This is a genomic window from Spirillospora sp. NPDC049652, assembly GCF_040675125.1.
Classification (GTDB): domain Bacteria; phylum Actinomycetota; class Actinomycetes; order Streptosporangiales; family Streptosporangiaceae; genus Spirillospora.
In genome coordinates this window covers 1-3,695 of sequence record NZ_JBFAOF010000745.1, presented here as the reverse complement: position 1 = coordinate 3,695, position 3,695 = coordinate 1, and the positions used below count along the sequence as shown (strand labels likewise).

At 71.8% G+C, this 3,695-nt stretch carries 4 protein-coding genes and 1 pseudogene; 2 read left to right on the top strand and 3 right to left on the bottom strand.

Annotated features, from left to right (window positions below):
- Positions 1-265 (top strand): annotated as a pseudogene (locus AB0J52_RS31815) (MFS transporter); the annotation flags it as partial.
- Between the two features lie 70 nt (positions 266-335).
- Here AB0J52_RS31815 and AB0J52_RS31810 read toward each other — a convergent pair.
- The 3 genes from AB0J52_RS31810 to AB0J52_RS31800 are packed head-to-tail and all read right to left on the bottom strand — an operon-like array spanning position 336 to position 3,431.
- Positions 336-1,262 (bottom strand): NHL repeat-containing protein, encoded by a 927-nt coding sequence (locus tag AB0J52_RS31810; RefSeq protein WP_500186482.1) that lies wholly within the window; start codon positions 1,260-1,262, stop codon positions 336-338.
- Between the two features lie 17 nt (positions 1,263-1,279).
- A complete protein-coding gene (locus AB0J52_RS31805) occupies positions 1,280-2,152 on the bottom strand; it encodes an SDR family oxidoreductase (RefSeq protein ID WP_500186481.1) in 873 nt (290 codons plus the stop codon).
- A 16-nt stretch (positions 2,153-2,168) separates the two neighbouring features.
- The gene (locus tag AB0J52_RS31800) at positions 2,169-3,431 is read right to left on the bottom strand and encodes an MFS transporter (RefSeq protein ID WP_500186480.1); all 1,263 of its coding nucleotides are present in this window, start codon (positions 3,429-3,431) and stop codon (positions 2,169-2,171) included.
- 80 nt (positions 3,432-3,511) lie between these two features.
- On the opposite strand from AB0J52_RS31800, the gene AB0J52_RS31795 reads away from it, so the two are divergent.
- Positions 3,512-3,695 (top strand): LysR family transcriptional regulator (locus tag AB0J52_RS31795; protein WP_500186479.1); only part of this gene is annotated, 184 nt, incomplete at its 3' end.

Here is a 3,695-nt window from a genome sequence, read left to right as displayed (position 1 = left end):
GGTGAGCCTGGTCAAGGTGGGCGTCGACAACGTCCTGCTGGTGAGTTTCCGGCAGCGGGTCACCCCGGACGCGATGCTCGGCCGCATGAACGCCACCGCCCGGTTCCTGCTCACCGGGGCGTTGGCGCTGGGCGGCGTCGTCGCGGGAGTCGTCGGCCAGTACGCCGGGGTCCGCGCCGTCCTCTGGATCGGGGTGGCGGGCCTGACGTTCCGCTGGCTGATCACTTTCTTCTCCCCGATCCGCCGGATCGGCGAACTGGGCTGAGGACGGCTCGGCCGGTCGGCCTCCCGGGCGTGCGGCCCGGGAGGCCCGAGTCAGGTCAGGACGGCCCCGGTCAGGGACGGGGGATGGCGACGGCGTTGTAGTGCGTGGTGGGGGTCGCGGGCGTGTCGAAGCGGGCGTTGGGGAGGTAGAGGCGGGAGCCGAACTCGGCCATGGTCGCCGGCACGTCGAACAGCCGCGGGGCGCCGACCCGCTTCACGACATGGCCGTCCGTCCCGGCCTGGTTCAGGCGCAGGACGGCCACCGCGTTGTACCTGTTCTGCACCGCGTAGAGCGTCCGGCCTCGCAGCAGGAGGCCGTCGCCCTCCTTCAGCGACTCACCGTGCAGGTTCACCCGGTGGGTGACGCCGGTCCGCTCGACGCGGAACAGGTCGCCGGTGTTGGACTGGACGACGATCAGGGCCCGGCCGTCCGGCGTGGCGGTGATGCCGTTGGCGTTGAAGCCGACCCCGTACCTGATGTCCCCGGTGAGCGGGACGCGCTGGGCCTTGGCGGGCAGCCGTCCGCCGCGCAGGGGCAGCTTGTACAGGACGGGGTTGGTCGAGTCGGTGATCCAGGCGGCGCCTTCGGCGAGGACGATGTCGTTGACGAACGCCGGACTCTCGGCCAGCCGGTAGGTGGCCAGCGTCCGTCCGGTGCGGGTGTCGATGATCCGCGCGTCGCCGCCCGTGCCGCCCGCGACGAACAGGCGTCCGTACGCGTCGGTCTTCAGGCCGAGGGACGGGGTGCCGGGACCCTTGCTGAAGACCGTGCCGCGGCCGGTGCGCAGGTCGGCGCGGTAGATCGAGCCGTCGGCCATCGAGCTGACGTAGGCGAACGGGCCGGGCCCGGTGGCGATTCCCTCCGGCTGGAAACCGTCCGGGAGGCTGATCTCGGTGGGGAACGGCGGAGCGCCGTGCGCGTCCGCGGCTTGGACGGGAATGGTCGTCGCGCCGGTCAGGCCGACGGCGAGAAGAGCTGAGAGCGTGTGACGTCGCATGGTGTGGGTGGTCCCTTTCAACGGCAGAAGGCCGGGGCGTGGTCGCTGGCGAAGTCGGCGACGTCACGCGGCGGACGGCCCAGCAGCTCGGCGACGGTGTCGGTGGTGAAGTCGCCCCAGCCGGAGGTGTAAGCCTGCGCGTACTCCTCAAGCATGTCGACGATCCAGGCCGGGACGCCGTAGTCGAGCAGGGCTTTCCGTTTGGCGTCGTCGCTGACCGGCAGATAGCCGACGGGCCTGTCGAGCGCGGCGCTGAACCGCTCGGCGACCTCGTCGAACGTCACGGAGCGCGGGCCGGTGAGGGTGTAGGTGCGGCCGTGGTGCTCGTCAGGGTCGTCCAGCAGGACGCGCGCGGCGCACTCGGCGATGTCGCGGGCGTCGATCATGCCCAGCCGCGCGTCGGCCATGTTCAGCGAGAACGCGTCGCCGCCCGCCACGTCGCCCGACTCGTTGAGCAGGTTCTGCATGAACCAGTGGGGGCGCAGGATCGTCCAGCGCATGCCGCACTGCTCGACCTCGCGGTCGCACAGGGCGTGCAGCCGGGCGCTGCGGGACGGCGCGTCGTGCGCCGCGCCGACGACCGACAGCCGCACGACGCGTTCCACACCGGCCTGGTGCGCGGCCCACATGGCGTTCATGTTGTGCTCCGGCGTGCGCGGACCGTTCGGAACGAGCAGCCAGAGATCCTGCACGCCCTCGAACGCTGCGGGCAGCGAGCGCGGGTCGTCGAGATCGCCGGTGACGACCTCCACGCCGCGCTCGCGGAGCCCTTCGGCCTTGGCCGGGTCGCGGACGAGCGCGCGGAGCTTCACATCGGCGTTCCGGAGGGCGTCCATCAGGGCGGTGGACACGGTCCCGGTGGCTCCGGTGATGAGGATGGTGCGTGACATGTCGGTTCTTCCTTGGTCAGTTGGTCGAGGTGGCGGAGGTGACGGAGGCCAGGTCCGGAGCCGGACGATCCGACGGCTTCCCAGCCGCGCGTCCGGTGGTGAGGCGTTCGAGGATCCAGAGGACGACGGTCCCCGTGGACAGGGCGGCGCCCAGCAAGCAGACGCCGCTCCAGCCGCCCCGCGCCCACGCGACCGAGGTCAGCGCGGAGCCCGCCGCGCCGCCCAGGAACAGCGTCGTCATGAAGGCGGAGTTGATGCGGTTGCGGGCCTCGGGACGCAGCCCGTAGAGGACGTTCTGCGTGCTGTTGAGCACCGCCTGATGGGCCAGGTCGAGGACGACCACGCCGGTGAGCAGCCAGAACAGCGAGTGTGCCCCGGCTGCGGACGCCGCCCATGACGTCACGAGCAGGACCGTCCCCGCCCCGGTCACCACCTGCACGAGCCCGCGGTCGGCGAGCCTGCCCGCGAAGGTGGCGGTGAGCGCGCCCACGACACCGAACAGCCCCACCGACCCGATGGACGACTCGGACCAGCCGTACGGCGGGCCCGACAGCAGGAAGGTGACGGCCGTCCACAGGACGCTGAACGAAGCCAGGCTCAGCGCGCCGATGCCCGCCCGCCACCGCAGCAGCGGCTCGTGCCGGAACATCGTCACGGTGGAACGCAGCAGACCGGGGTAGCTGAGGCTCCGGTCGCGGCCGCCGAGCCGCGGGAGGAAGAGCCGCAAGAGCACGGCCATGACCGCCATGAGCACCGCGTCCACCCAGTAGACCGTCCGCCAGCCGCCGAGGTCCGCGAGTGTCCCGGAGGCGGTGCGGGCCACGAGCAGGCCGAGCATGAGGCCGGTCATCACCGTGCCGACCACCTTGCCGCGTTCGGCCGGGTGGGCCAGGGCCGCGGCGAACGGCACCACCACCTGCGCTCCGACCGAGGCCAGCGCGGTCAGGGCCGTCCCGGCGAGCAGCACCGTCCCGTTGGGCGCGGTGGCCGACACCAGCAGGAACACGGCCGTGGACGCGTACAGGACGACCGCGAGGCGCCGCCGTTCCATCAGGTCGCCCAGCGGGACCAGCAGCATCAGCCCGAGGGCGTACCCCGCCTGCGCGGCGGTGACCAGCAGCGTCGCCTGCGTGGAGCCGAGCCGCAGTTCACGGCCGATGAGGTCGAGCAGCGGCTGGGCGAAGTAGTTGCCCGCGGCGGCCAGCCCGGTCGCCACCGCCATGAGCGCCAGCAGTCCGCGCGACAGGCCGCCGCCCTCGGGGTGGGAACTCGTCGTCATGCGTCCAGGCTGGGGCAGCGGTGATCAATGAGTCCAACACATGTTTGTCATGGACATTGATCGTGATCCACGATTGCTCCGTGGAGCTTCAGCAGATGCGTTACGTCGTCGCGGTCGCGGAGACGGGCAACTTCACCCGCGCCGCCGAGCAGTGCATGGTCGTGCAGTCCGCGCTCAGCCACCAGATCGCCCGGCTGGAACGCGAGCTCGGGACCAGGCTGTTCGACCGCACCAGCCGCCGCGTCCGGCTGACCTCGGCCGGCG